9 protein-coding genes and 1 riboswitch are annotated in these 13,554 nt (G+C 50.3%); of the genes, 5 read left to right on the forward strand and 4 right to left on the reverse strand.

The genetic code is table 11. From position 1 onward, the window contains the following. Positions 1–61 precede the first annotated feature (61 nt). Positions 62–1,081, forward strand: a complete 1,020-nt coding sequence (locus tag IE092_RS03130) for an SDH family Clp fold serine proteinase (protein ID WP_189355527.1) — start codon at positions 62–64, stop codon at positions 1,079–1,081. 202 nt (positions 1,082–1,283) lie between these two features. Here IE092_RS03130 and IE092_RS03135 read toward each other — a convergent pair whose 3' ends face one another. The 4 genes from IE092_RS03135 to ribB form a co-directional block, all read right to left on the reverse strand. Further along, positions 1,284–2,216 (reverse strand): methyltransferase domain-containing protein, encoded by a 933-nt coding sequence (locus IE092_RS03135; protein WP_189355528.1) that lies wholly within the window; start codon positions 2,214–2,216, stop codon positions 1,284–1,286. A gap of 192 nt (positions 2,217–2,408) precedes the next feature. Beyond that, positions 2,409–2,624: a hypothetical protein gene (locus tag IE092_RS03140; RefSeq protein ID WP_189355529.1), complete on the reverse strand. Its 216-nt coding sequence runs from the start codon at positions 2,622–2,624 to the stop codon at positions 2,409–2,411. Then, positions 2,609–3,220, reverse strand: a complete 612-nt coding sequence (locus IE092_RS03145) for a fumarylacetoacetate hydrolase family protein (protein WP_189355530.1) — start codon at positions 3,218–3,220, stop codon at positions 2,609–2,611. The genes IE092_RS03140 and IE092_RS03145 overlap by 16 nt, the downstream gene beginning before the upstream one ends. 126 nt (positions 3,221–3,346) lie before the next feature. Next, entirely contained in the window at positions 3,347–4,072 is a 726-nt protein-coding gene (gene ribB / locus IE092_RS03150; protein ID WP_189355531.1) for a 3,4-dihydroxy-2-butanone-4-phosphate synthase, read from the reverse strand. 135 nt (positions 4,073–4,207) lie between these two features. Next, positions 4,208–4,358, reverse strand: a riboswitch (FMN riboswitch). Positions 4,359–4,740: 382 nt separating this feature from the next. Here ribB and IE092_RS03155 point away from each other — a divergent pair. From IE092_RS03155 to IE092_RS03170, 4 genes are all read left to right on the forward strand, one after another. Beyond that, a complete protein-coding gene (locus IE092_RS03155) occupies positions 4,741–7,569 on the forward strand; it encodes a TonB-dependent receptor plug domain-containing protein (protein ID WP_189355532.1) in 2,829 nt (942 codons plus the stop codon). A 441-nt stretch (positions 7,570–8,010) separates the two neighbouring features. Then, positions 8,011–10,755 carry a TonB-dependent receptor gene (locus IE092_RS03160; protein WP_189355533.1) on the forward strand — a complete coding sequence of 915 codons (2,745 nt, stop codon included), beginning with the start codon at positions 8,011–8,013 and terminating at the stop codon, positions 10,753–10,755. Positions 10,756–11,017: 262 nt separating this feature from the next. Continuing rightward, positions 11,018–11,791: a sulfite exporter TauE/SafE family protein gene (locus tag IE092_RS03165; protein WP_189355534.1), complete on the forward strand. Its 774-nt coding sequence runs from the start codon at positions 11,018–11,020 to the stop codon at positions 11,789–11,791. 47 nt (positions 11,792–11,838) lie between these two features. Continuing rightward, on the forward strand, positions 11,839–13,545 hold the full coding sequence (locus tag IE092_RS03170; RefSeq protein WP_189355535.1) for a nitrite/sulfite reductase: 1,707 nt from the start codon (positions 11,839–11,841) through the stop codon (positions 13,543–13,545). Positions 13,546–13,554 lie beyond the last annotated feature (9 nt).

A 13,554-nucleotide genomic window follows, 5' to 3' on the forward strand; every position in this document is an offset into this window, starting at 1 on the left:
CGCGGAACCACAACAATCTCCGGCTGCCATTGCTGCCGGTTCAACGCCGAGAAAAATCCTTATGGAACAAGCACAAAACGATGCAATTCCGGTCAAACAACCACCGGTATTGTTCAAAAAAACTCAGACCACCCTGAAAAAACTGTCTGCCATTCTGGGCGGACCGGTGATTTCTTACTGGAATGCTTCACGCGGTTCCGTCTGTCATAACGATGTGATCGCCTTGTACGAATTGCTGGGCAAACTGGGGCATCACGATACGTTGTATCTGTTTATTAAATCTGCCGGTGGCAATGGTCAGGCATCGCTGCGCTTAGTCAGCCTGTTGCGCCAGCACTGCAAAAAGCTGGTGGCACTGGTGCCGCTGGAATGCGCATCGGCTGCCACCATGATTACGCTGGGTGCGAATGACATCATGATGGGCCCGATGGCTTATCTGACCGCCGTGGATACTTCGCTGAATCATGCACTGTCACCGATCGACCGCGACAATGACCGCGTCAGCGTCAGTCTGGATGAGCTGAACCGTGTCATGCGTTTATGGGAAAGCCAGCAACAGGGCAAACCGCAGGGTGATAATCCGTATCAGTCGCTGTTCCAGTATGTGCATCCGCTGGTGATTGGTGCGGTGGACCGTGCGGAATCGCTGTCGATTATGCTGTGTAAAGAATTGCTGGCATATCACATCAAAGATCCGGCACGCGCCGATCAGATCGCGCAGGATCTGAACAGCAAATATCCTTCGCACAGTTATCCGATTCTGCTGAACGAAGCCGGCAAGCTCGGTCTGAATGTCAGCCCGATGGATTTGCAGGTGAATGCGCTGCTGCTGGAACTGAACCAGTACTACAGTGAAATGGGCCAGAAAGCGATTACCGATTTCGATGAAATCCGTTCGCACAGCAATGAAATCCTGAACATCTGGGAAGGTCTGGATACGCAGATCTTCTTCCAGCAGGATAAAGACTGGTTCTACCGTGCGGAAGAACGTCGCTGGATTACGATGAATGACAATTCCGGCTGGCGTAAGCTGGAGCAAGTCGGCGGCAAAACCCGCAGCAGCCGTTTCCACATCGAATAAAGCCAGAAAACAGGCCAAATGCGGTGTTCAGCACAGCGATCGGCTTGTCGTCGGCAGAAAGTCCGGCTCTCCGTGAATGACAAATGCGGATAGTTGCACAATCCGTGCAAGTCTGACGGGGTGATAAAATCAAAAAGCGCGTTCCGGTCATCATTACCGGAACGCGCTTTTTTTGAAATCAGAAGTGCGAATTGCGGGCAGATCAGGCAGCTACCAGACCCGCGGCGACAGCTTCCTGCATTTGTGACGATTGCTGACGCAGACTGATACGCAAGCTGTTCTGCAACGCCGAAATCGGTGCGCCGGTATGGTAAGCGAACGACACATCCACAATATCACCGGCTTTTACCTGCACTGGTTCCGGCACCGGAATCGCCATATAGTGATTCAGCCAGTCAATTGTGGAACCGGTATCCAGCAACACTGCCAGCACATTTTTGGTCACAAAACGCAGCGCGGTCAGGGTGCCTGCGGTTTCAATCTGCAGACTGCCCTGCCAGCGCACCGCCAGCTCATTCGGCTGACAAAAATCGATCACGCTGTACAGTACCGGCTGTCCCAGTTCCTGCGTATTCGCAGAAAACACGCCCGGCTGCGTGAACTGAATAATCGGTGCCTGATAACCCCAGAAATCATAGGTTTCCTGCAAAGGCTGCACCGCCATCAGCACGGCTTCCGGAATAAACACCGGCATTTTTGCGTCAGGGAAGCGCTGTGCATAACGGCGCTTGAAGCCTTCAATGACTTCAACTTGCTTTTCACGCAGCATCGCAACGTGAATCATTTCGCAAATCACAAAATCCACAGGCTCAGGTGGCAGGTATTCAAACGCATCGGCGTGAATCACTTCCACGCGCTCACCATAACGGTTTTTCGCCAGCAAGCGACGCGCTTCCGCCACCATGTCCGGATTAAATTCCACGCAATACACTCTGGATGCGGATTGCGCCGCAAACCACGACAACACGCCGGTACCGCCGCCGAGTTCCAGTACTTTGGCGCCTTCAAACACATGGTGCTGAATTGCCGCTTTAAAATTGTCCATGCGGTTCGCGTCCATCAGCATATTGTGATGGTATTGCACCGGAATAAACTGCCCCAGATAGCAGCTTTCCGCTTCACGTTCTACCAGCATATGTCGTCCTTCCCGTTTGAATGTGATCACTGTGCTGCCCGCACGCTGCGTGGCAGTACGCCTGCTGTCAGGCAGGAAGATCAACCTGCTATGACACAGGCTGATTATCTCTGAGCGCACAAAAACAAAACGGCGAAGCAGAAGGTGATTTCCCCCTCTGTTCGCCGTTTGCACAACGGGAATATCAGCAGATCAGTTTTTTTCTATACTGCAACGCGCATCCAGATAGGCTTTTTTACCCTGCTCCCAGCCATCACCGGGCGAAGTCTGGGCGCAAATCCGCGCGTCGCTGGTTTTGCTACTCCACCAGTACCACGGCGCCGGTGCAGCCTGTGCCAGCGACAACAGGCTCAGCGCTGTTATGGCCAGTAAGCTGCGGCGAAAGAATGACTTTACTGAACGATCCATGTTGCTTCTACCAGCAATTGCGCGTCACTGAAAATTTTTCCGGTGTAAGTTTGCCCCGGCAACACTTGCCCCACGCCCTTCGGGGTACCGGTCATGATCACGTCACCGTCTTCCAGCGTTGCGAAACTCTGAATTTCCGGCAGCAGCGCAGCAGGCTTGTTCAGCATCAGCGGCACACCGCCGGCCTGCGCCAGTTTGCCGTCTATCCACAATTCCAGATGCAGGCTTTCCAGTGGCACATTCAGCGTCACGAATTCGCTGAACACGGCTGCACCGTCAAACGCTTTTGCACGTTCCCACGGCAAGCCTTTCTCCTTCAGCTGATACTGTACCTGACGTTTGGTCAGATCCAGACCAAATCCCACTGCAGTGTACTGACCGCCCTGCACCAGCAGAGAAATCTCGCCTTCATAATGCACTTCATCGCCGTTGTGAATGCGCAGTACATCGGTCACTGCGGAATTCGGCTTCATAAAGATTACCGCTTGCGCAGGCACTTCGTTATTCAGCTCAGCAATGTGATCTGCGTAATTACGACCGATACACACCACTTTCGATGGCTGCACCTGCTGCGCTCCGAATCGAATTTTCTGCACGGGAACTCCTTTAAAAAACTTAAAAGATTTAAAGATATAAAAAATTAAAGATCAATTTAATACGCAGGAAGCGCCTGCGTATTCTGACTGTCAGGACTTTCTGTTTTTCACAAAATCCACTGCAAATTATTCAGCAGCCGCGATCTCTGCCGAACCGGACTGCTGCAAATGCTGCACCAGCTCTTCTATCGTCAGAATCACCATATCGTGCGCCAGCGCATAGCTAAGTACCTGCGCACCGGCAGCCATGCTGCCATCCGGATTCATCAGCTCACATAATACGCCTGCCGGCTGCAAACCGGCCAGACGCATCAGATCAATCGTGCCCTCGGTATGACCACGCCGCTGCAAAACGCCACCCGGCATCGCACGCAAAGGAAATACATGTCCCGGACGCGCCAGATCTTCCGGCTTTGCCTGCGGATGAATTGCCGCCTGTATCGTGGTGACGCGGTCTTTGGCGGAAACACCGGTGGTGACGCCGTGTTTCGCTTCAATTGTGACGGTAAACGCCGTGCCGTAGCGGCTCTGGTTATCTTCCACCATCATCGGTAACTCCAGCGCGCGGATTTTTTCCGTGGTCAGGCACAGGCAGGCAATGCCGCTGCAATCGCGAATCAGCCGCGCCATCATGTCTGTACTCAGCTTTTCAGCTGAAACGATCAGGTCTGCTTCGTTTTCACGATCGGCATCATCCATCAGCAAAACGGCACGGCCTGCGCGTAAATCATCCAGCGCACGCGGCAAACGCTGCGCGACGGGATGCTGTACGAAGTAGTCAGAAAACGCCGCAGCGGACGCTGCACCGGAATTCGCAAGAATTTGCTCAGAAGTAAAGGTAGTTTGTTGCATTGAAACGCTCCACAAAAAAGTTTGTAAAAGACGTTTCAGGGAACGACGTAAGATCCGCAATTCTGCAGCACCCATGCAGCAGCCAGCCTTTCCGCCGGACGGAAATGCAGCAGCACTGCGAATGCGCAGCAAAACAGACATCTTCTCTCATCCGGACTTTGACCGTCGGCTCCGGATTCACACCGGATCTGCTGACCCTGAGACAACTCAGGCGCTCGCGGGCTGGTTACAGAAACCCTGCAACTTCACCGCCGGTGGGGAATTTCACCCCGCCCTGAAGACGACGTTGTGCACAGCACAACGGGTGAATTATACCGTTTCCGGAAAAACAGTATCGACGGCACGCGCAATCACCAAGACGATCTCCGCACAAAATACATTTCGTTTTTTTTCGCTGCCTGACAAAGCCTCGAAACCAGCGCCGTTTCATGCCGCATTTTTCATATGCACTTCACTAAATTCAAAATGACGAAGTAAGCACAATCAGGTCATTTTGTTGCGCGCCAGCCGCAAAAAATACTTTTCGCATATCGCTAATATTTCATAAATATATTCAAATAACATATGCAGCATGAATATTGCATAGAAGTTATTTGCACAGTGCATTCTGCATCAGCAGTACCGGCAACTCACACACAAGCCGGTCGCAAAAAATTTGAGGAGAAAACGTGAACAAGCTTCCGCAACTGAAGAAAATGAGTCTGGCGATTGCCCTGTGCATCGGCGCATCGCCAGCTGTGTTTGCACAGACAGCAGACAATACAGACAAAGATGCAAAAAAAGATGCTCCGCAACGTGTGGTCGTTACCGGTTCCAACATCAAACGGATTGACGTTGAAACCGCCGCACCACTGCAAGTGATTTCCCGCAAAGAAATTCAGCAAAGCGGCGCAATTACCGCCAAAGATATTCTGGAACTGACCACGTCGAATGACCGCTCTGCATTGTCTGACCTCGGCGGTTCCAATTCCTGGGCCAGTGGTTCCTCCGGTGCATCCTTACGGAATCTGGGCGTCAACAGTACGCTGGTGCTGATCAATGGCCGTCGCTTACCGAACTATGGTTTCGCTGATGGCACAAAAGATACGTTTGTGAATATTGATTCGATCCCGGCTTCTGCTGTTGATCGCGTCGAAATCCTGCGCGACGGCGCATCGGCAATTTACGGTTCAGCAGCGATTGGCGGTGTCATCAACATCATCACGCGCAAAAATGTGACCGGTGTTGAAATCGGCGGTAATTTCAGCGGCTCCACTGAAGAAACCAAATTTAACCGCAATCAGACTGCATCCGTCACAGCGGGCACAGGCGACTTCGCGAAAGACGGCTATAACGCGTATATCTCGATGGACGTATTCCGTCGTAATTCTTACAGCCTCGACTACGCCAACCGTCGCCTGCCGGACTGGTATAAAACGCTGAACAAATTTAATGATCCGAATGTTCCGGGCAATTATCTGTCCAGCTATTCCTGGCCGGGTAACTACTACGGCCGTTACCCTGCAAATTATGCAGATCCTAAACTCGCAGGCAAACTGATCAACACACCGGCTCCCGGTTGCGCCGCTGACAAACTGATTGACGGACTGTGCCGTTTCAACGGAAGTGAAAATGTTGACCAGATGCCGGGTGCAGACCGTGTCATGATTCACTCTCAGGGCACACTGCGTATTAATGAAAATCTGACCGCATGGGCAGAAATTCAGTTAGCGAATGTTCAGTCAACCTACCATACCGCGATTGCACGCCTGAATTCCGGCGCAGCCAGCAGCTGGTACGACTCGATCAAAGGTGAAATGCAGTATTACACCGATCCGAGTCTGCCGACAGGCCATGCCTACAATCCCTACAGTTTCCCGATTGGTATGCAGTATCGCTTTGCCGATAATCCGGACATGTTCAAGAATGTCGGCGGCTCTCAGCAATACCGCGTTGTTACCGGCTTGCAAGGCAGCAACTTCGGCTGGGAATGGGATGCCTCTGTCGGCACCATGCTGAACCGCGCGCACCAGCGCCAGCAACTGTATAAAGACCGCTACGCATTCGCGGATGCAATCACCAGCGGCGAATACAAATTCGGCCAGAAAAATTCTCAGGCCTTATTAGACCGCATGTTCCCGATCATGGGTTCTGATGGTAAATCCACAGAAAGCTGGATTGATCTGAAAGGTAACCGTGAACTGATGGAACTGGGTGGCGGTCCGCTGACACTGGTACTCGGCGGCGATATCCGCCGTGAATCCCTGCTGCACAAGAGTATGGACAATATTCTGGCGGCCCGTATTGTCGGCTTCAGCGGCGTATCGATCAGCGGCAGCCGTAACGTATACGCCGCATTTGCCGAACTGGATGCGCCGGTCACCAAACGTCTGAACCTGAATTTCGCATTGCGTGCTGACAAATCCGGACCGACTGCAACGGAATTTATTCCAAAATCCAGCGCCAGCTTTAATGTCAACGACAGTGTGAAACTGCGTGCCTCCGCTTCCCGTGGCTACCGTGCGCCAAGCTTGCCGGAAACAGGTAACGGCGGCGTGTCCTGGTTTACTTCAGGCGACGATCCTAAACGTTGTGCTGACGCAGATGCAATCTATGAGGCATTACAAAAAGGCAATGCAACCGATAAACAAAATGCAGAAACGGCTTACTACTCGGGTTGTAATGTTGGCTTCCCGGTTGCCATCACACCAAACAAAGCCCTGCAACCGGAACGTTCTGCTGTATACGGTTTAGGCGTTGTGCTGCAACCGACCAAAACCATGTCTGTGACATTTGACTGGTGGAGCGTACATCGTCGCAATGAAATCAGCACTTTCGACAATGACTACATTCTGAATCGCGAAGACAGCATTCCGGGTCAGGTCATCCGTGACACCATCTCTGATAAAGACAAAGAGCTGGCGGCCCGCGCATCAGAACTGGCTGGTAAGCCACTGAGCTTCAAATCCGGCAAAATCCTCGGCATTCGCAATATGTATGTCAACATGGGACAAACCAAAGTATCCGGTCTGGACTTCAGCGTGAAAGACAGCTGGAACCTCGGCGAATACGGAAAGCTGAATGCAGGCCTGGAAGGCACTTACATGCTGAACATGCAATGGTTCGATATCGACAAAGGCCAGCTGGATGAAGGTCAGGTCGGTTACCGCAACTACCCTCGCCTGACCAGCAACTTCATGCTGAACTGGTCTAAAGGTCCGTGGTCGGTTTCCAGCCGCACTCGTTTCGTTTCTGCAACCCGCATGGCGTTCAGCACTTACGATAGCACCAACTATCAACAGTACTGCGACAAACTGGGTGCATCCGGAGAAGGCTGTAAAAAATCATACGACATCGTCACCGGTGTCGGCATGTCTTACACCGGCTTCAAAAATGCAGAAATCGGTCTGGATATCGGCAATGTCTTCAATCGCCCTGACCCGGTTCTGTACACACTGGGCAGCAGCCTGCCTCTGCGTGGCCGCACCTTCAATGTCTGGGGCCGTTATAAGTTCTGAAAGTAAATATTCAGAGGCATAGTCTGCTCTGAATTTCGCTTCCCCTCCCTTATTTTTCCAATGTAAGGGAGGGAACTCCTGCCCCGTCTTTCGAGAATGGCAAAGTCAGTCTCCAAATTCGTCCTGAATGACGAAATACATACAGTAACAATTCATCACCTGTATTAAATCACAACGCCATAACGTGACAAGCTTCACTTACCGGCAACGACTTCGCTGTACCCATCAAATCTTAGGAAAGCATTAAATGCGCACAACAAACCCGTTTTGTTGTTTTGCCACCGCATATTCCTCACAGCAACAATCGCAAATATTCCGATAATATATTGTAATAATATTTACAGAAATCTCCGACCAGAGTACAGCTTCCTGCCGGTCTTTCTGTTTCTTTGGTGTAGATGAAATCTGCACACCATATGCAATTAAATTTGAGGAGAAATTGTGAACAAGCTTCCGCAACTGAAGAAAATGAGTCTGGCGATTGCCCTGTGCATCGGCGCATCGCCAGTTGTGTTTGCACAGACAGCAGACAATACAGACAAAGATGCGCCGCAACGTGTGGTCGTAACTGGCTCAAACATCAAACGGGTCGATATAGAAACAGCATCACCGGTGCAAATAATTTCTAAAGAAGAATTAACACGCAGTGGAGCAACCTCACTGACCGATGCGTTGAAAACTATTTCTTCAAATATGGGTGGCGTCAACGAAAATGCCGTCGGATATACAACTACCGGCGCATCCAGTATGAATCTGCGTGGCATTGGCAGCCAGGCGACTTTAGTTTTACTGAATGGTCGCCGTGTTGCTCCTCACGGCATCCCTGATGGTTCTACCGGCTTTGTCGATTTAAACTCAATTCCCATGGCTGCCGTCGAACGGGTAGAAATTCTGAAAGATGGCGCATCGGCTATCTACGGTTCAGATGCCATGGCGGGCGTAGTGAATATCATTCTCCGTAATAATTATCAGGGAATTGATCTCAGTACCGGCTATGGGATTTCCGAACGTAATGACGGTGAACAAGCGCGTGCAAGTATTTCCATTGGCGCTGGTAGCCTTGCCGAAGATAAATGGAATGCATATGCAACTTTTGACGTACGGTCGTTTAAGCCCACATTTATTAATAAACGCGACGACTATCTGAGCACACAAGATTTGCGTTCATGGGGCTATAAAGATGGTCGGACAATGTATACATTTCCGGGAAATTTATACTGGTCAGACGCCGCAACCGGAAAACGCGTAGCAAGACCGATCAGTGGTAACTGTCCTGCTGAGAAGCTCGTTCCAGCAGAACAGTTGCTTGGCAACACAGCAACAGGGCAAATTTGCGCTAACGATGACTTCAAAGATACTCGCTATAACTCGGGGGTTAAGTCAGACCGGTTTAGTTTTACAGGAAAAGCGACATATCTACTGAGCGAAAACACTGAATTTTTCGCTGAGGCAATGCTATCCAGAAATAAAGCGCGGGGCGAGGGAATGCCGCACTTTTTTTTCGGTTACCTCGGCAATGCTACTCCGGATCTTCCCATCACACATCCTCAATACCCGAAGGATCTGATTGATCCGGTAACGGGAAAAACACTTGCTGGTGGAAATAAGACCGTCAGAGTCGCAGCTCGCTTAACCGACTTTCCAGGTATGGGATTTGAGAATCAAGCAAGCTTTAACCGATTGCTTGGCGGATTTAAAGGCACTTATAAATCCTGGGACTGGGAATCCGGACTACTCTTTTCCAGCAGCAAAGTTGATTCGATACTTACGAATGGTTTATTACGTCAACCACTATTGGACGCCTATCTGAGTGGCGAATTTTTGTTTGGTCAATCGGCAAGCAATGGACAACTTGCATCAAAAATCTCGCGAAATGCCGTTCAGTACTACAAAAGCAACCTGTATCTTTGGGACGCTAAAATGAGTGGCGAATTGATGCAACTCCCCGCGGGGCCTCTAAATATTGCCGTAGGTATTGAAGCAAAACGCGAATCTCTGACATCTTCGCCGGATCAGGCTTTGGTCAATGATCTTTTTTACAATTGGTCGCCATCAGCACCCGGATACTCTCGAACTAGAAAATCCACATCCACATATACCGAGTTAACCGTCCCCATCATGAAAAACCTTGAAGCAAACGCGGCTGTTCGCTTTGATCATTATGATGACTACGGAAACTCCACAACACCAAAATTAGGCTTTAAGTGGAACGCCTTACCTGCCTTTTTGGTTCGCGGCACATATGCTCAAGGATTCAGAGCACCAAGTCTGCTGGAAAACTCCAGTGACCTTTCAAAGTACTATGCCACTTTTGATGACCTTGCACGCTGCAACGATAAGTTCCGCGACGGTTGCCGTTGGCAGATTCAATACAGCACTGGAGGTAATCCTAATTTAAAACCGGAAAAATCGAAGAGTTTTACACTTGGACTTGTTTGGGAGGCTAGTAAATCACTCGATTTCAGCCTGGATTTCTGGCAAATCACAAGAAAAGATGAAATTAAAACACTGGATCTTGCGACCGTCATCCAAAATCCTGAGCGATATGCCGGCAATTCTGCCATTTCAATTATTAGAAAACCTTTAACTGCTGCAGATGCGGCAGCAGGAGCGACAGCTGGCGAAATAACGGGACTTACGCTGCTACTTGCGAATATTGCAGAAACAAGAGTACGCGGTGTGGATTTAAACGTAAACCACCGCTATAACGCGGGTGAATTTGGCAAGCTCATCAGTACTGCTCAAGTTACCTACAATCACTCTTATGTATCCACCCCGGCGCCGGGCGCAGACGCAATCGACTACGCTGGATCTCGCTATATGCCAAGAGTGTTTGCAAATATTGGTACGAGCTGGAAAAAAGGTGCCTGGAATATTTCCGCTGACATAAACTATGTCGGTCATCAATCCCCTAAAGATTACGCTGCGCAAGAATGTAAGTTTATTACTCAGGGATTTCCAGCACTTTGCGGAGATATCGCGTCGTTCACAACAATTAATTTTGGAGCTAAGTACAGCGGCCTGATGAAGAACTTAGTTTTAAGTGCAGCTATAAGAAATGCGTTTGATCAAAAACCACCATTTGCACCTGACCCAGTTTCTCAGTACCGAGTTGCTGCAATTACATCGCTACACAGCACAATGGGCAGGTATTTTTATATTTCTGCAGACTATAAGTTTAAATAACTCTTCGTTTTCTAATCCGGGGCAAATTAAGCATTTCCCGGCATCTGTCCAATCGACAGAGAAAACTTGAAAATCACATAGCCGTAGCTATCTCCGAACGGCGCACTTGGCAGTGCGCCGTTTTTTTATATACTCCATTCAACATTTACCTGCGGGCAACGAGAATCTATATAAGAAAACCACATATAAGCAAATAAATTCTCTGTAGTTGGGAATAAAGAGTCACTTGTTTACGATTCAGCCTAGTAAATAGTGAGGGACTATGACAGTTACTTATGTGATTTCCGGCTTTGCCGTGGGCTTGCTGGTTGGCCTGACCGGTGTGGGTGGCGGCTCGCTGATGACGCCGTTGCTGACGCTGCTGTTCGGCGTTTCGCCCAGCGTTGCTGTCGGCACTGACCTCGCTTTTGCATCGATCACTAAATCTGCCGGCACACTCACGCATCGTCTGCGTAACACTGTGGAATGGCGGGTTGTACGCTTGCTGTGTATCGGCGCACTCCCCGCAGCACTGCTGGCCACACTGGCGTTAAAAGAACTCGGTGCAGTGAGCAAAGAAATCGGGCAGATTATTCGCTACTGCATTGCAATTTCCGTGTTACTGACCGTGGTTGCGATTTTGTTCCGCGCCAAAATGCTGGCCTGGCTGAATGCCCATCCCGAAAAGCAACTGCAAGGCCGCGCATTAGACATCGCCACAATCACTACCGGTGCGGTACTTGGCGTACTGGTGACGATTTCTTCGATTGGTGCCGGTGCAATCGGCGCCACGATTCTGGTGATGCTGTATCCGCGCATGTCACCGGCACACATTGCCGGAACTGATATTGCCTATGCCGTGCCGCTGACCGCAATTGCCGCTATCGGCCACTGGTGGCTGGGTTCCATTAACTGGGAATTGCTGGGCACACTGCTGATTGGCTCTTTACCCGGCATCACCATCGGTGCTCTGGCTGCAAAAGCCGTACCGGAAAAATTACTGCGCGGTTTACTGGCTGTCACACTGACAGCGGTTGCTGCCAAACTCATGCTCTGAATTAACCTTGATTTTCTGCCACACCGGCTTACCCAGAAGGGATAACGATGTACCGATATGACCAGCACGATCATCTGATCATTCAACAGCGTATCGCGCAATACCGCGATCAGGTCAGACGCCGTCTTGCCAATGAACTGACCGAAGAAGAATTTTTGCCACTGCGTTTGCAGAATGGTTTGTACCATCAGCGTCACGCCTACATGCTGCGTATCGCCGTTCCTTACGGCATGTTATCCAGCACCCAGCTGCGTAAATTCGCGTTCATTGCACGCCGTTATGATCGTGGTTTCGGTCACTTCACCACCCGTCAGAATATTCAGTTCAACTGGATTAATCTCGAAGATACGCCGGAAATTCTGGAAGAATTAGCCAAAGTCGAAATGCACGCGATTCAGACTTCCGGTAACTGTATGCGTAACATCACATCGGATGAATTTGCTGGCGTTGCGGCGGACGAAATCATCGATCCGCGCCCGTATGCGGAGATTTTGCGTCAATGGACAACTTTCCATCCGGAATTCGCTTATTTGCCACGTAAATTCAAGATCGCAATCAATGGTGCAGAACAAGACCGCGCAGCGATTGCGATGCATGATATCGGCCTGACTGTCGTGCATAACGACGCTGGCGAAGTCGGTTTCCGTGTGATGGTTGGCGGTGGTCTCGGCCGTACGCCGATACTGGGCAGCATCATTCGTGATTTCCTGCCGTGGCAACACGTGATGACCTATCTGGAATCCATCCTGCGTGTTTACAACCTGCACGGTCGTCGCGACAACAAATATAAAGCGCGCATTAAGATTTTAGTTAAAGCAATTGGTATCGAAGAATTTGCACGCCAGGTCGAAGCAGAATGGCTCAATAATAAAGATGGCCCGGGTACGCTGACCGAAGCAGAGCTGAAACGTGTTGCTGCATACTTCACGGCACCGGCGTACGAAGCTTTACCAGCCAGTGATGCCGCTTATGAAGAAGCACTGCAAACGAACAAAGCCTTTGCTAACTGGGTACGCCGCAATGTGAAACCGCATAAAGTCAGCGGCTATGCCAGCGTGGTGTTATCGCTGAAAAAAGCCGGTGTACCTCCTGGTGATGCAACTGCAGATCAGATGGATTTTGTGGCGGATCTGGCAGACCGTTTCAGTTTCTCTGAACTGCGCGTGACGCATGAGCAGAATCTGGTGCTGGCCGATGTACGTATCAGTGATCTGCTGCAAGTCTGGCAGGAAGCCAAAGCACACGGACTGGCAACACCGAATATCGGTTTGCTGACCGATATGATTTGCTGCCCAGGCGGTGATTTCTGCTCGCTGGCGAATGCGAAATCGATTCCGATTGCGCTGGATATCACGGAGCGCTTCCAGGATCTCGATTACCTGTACGACATCGGTGATCTGGAACTGAATATGTCCGGCTGTATTAATGCCTGCGGTCACCATCATATTGGCCACATCGGTATTCTGGGCGTGGATAAAGACGGCAGCGAGTTTTATCAGGTTTCCATCGGCGGTGCGCAAGGTAACAATGCTTCGATCGGCAAAATCATCGGCCCGTCTTTCTCTGCAGGTCAGATGCCGGAAGTGATAGAGCGCATCGTTCAGGTGTATCTGAAAAACCGTCTTGATGCAGAACGTTTTATCGATACCGCTTTACGTATTGGCGTCACCCCGTTTAAAGATTTTGTTTATGCCACACCAATCTCCACCGTCTTACATACCGGTGAAGATGCGGGTACTGCAGTCAGTTACTGAAAGGAAGCA

Origin of the sequence: Cognatundibacterium squillarum, from assembly GCF_014652435.1 — a bacterium.
GTDB lineage: Bacteria > Pseudomonadota > Gammaproteobacteria > Burkholderiales > Burkholderiaceae_D > Undibacterium > Undibacterium squillarum.